This is a genomic window from Methylobacter sp. BlB1 (genome assembly GCF_015476545.1).
Lineage (GTDB): Bacteria > Pseudomonadota > Gammaproteobacteria > Methylococcales > Methylomonadaceae > Methylobacter.
The window spans coordinates 1-693 of record NZ_JADMKV010000212.1 but is presented as its reverse complement, the minus strand read 5'-3'; the positions used below and the strand labels follow the sequence as shown (position 1 = coordinate 693).

Here is a 693-nt window from a genome sequence, read left to right as displayed (position 1 = left end):
TCCCGCCCGCGATATGGTAGGCTTCACTGGCGCCTTCCATTTGGGCGAGGAACCACAACCGCTGTTGGGAGAAGGACAGCGGCAAAGGTCGGCTGCGATCGACTCGCTCGATCGGTGCCAAAGTGCTTGCATCACTCTGCCGGAGCTGTCTGGCCAGGTCCTGCAGGACCGGATAGTCGAACAGGTCGCGCAGAGCCAGTTCGCATCCAGTGCTCTGCCGGATGCGGGTGATAACCTGCACCGCCTGCAATGAATGCCCCCCCAGATCGAAGAAGTGGTCACGGCGTCCGACGCGCTCGATCTGCAGGATATCTTGCCAGATCGACGCTAGAGCCTGTTCGGCTTCGCCTTGCGGCGCTTCATACTGCTGCGTTTGCAGGGCACTGGCATCCGGCGCCGGCAGCGCCTTGCGATCCAGCTTGCCGTTAGCGGTCAGCGGCAGCGCCTCCAGGATCACGAAGGCGCTAGGCACCATGTACTCGGGCAACCCGGCCTTCAATTGCGCACGCAGCTCGTCAATGTTCAGGCCGGCATCGGTCATGGCCGTCAAATAGGCCACCAGGCGCTTGTCGCCGGGCTGGTCTTCACGCGCCATGACGACGGCCTCGTGCACGCCGGCACAGGCTGCCAGCCGGGCTTCGATCTCGCCCAGCTCGATGCGGAAGCCGCGGATCTTGACCTGGAAGTCGTTGC

At 63.6% G+C, this 693-nt stretch carries 1 protein-coding gene; it reads right to left on the bottom strand.

Annotation, left to right across the window (positions count from 1 at the left end):
* Window positions 1–693 (bottom strand): phosphopantetheine-binding protein (locus IT781_RS22080; RefSeq protein ID WP_228779366.1); only part of this gene is annotated, 693 nt, incomplete at both ends.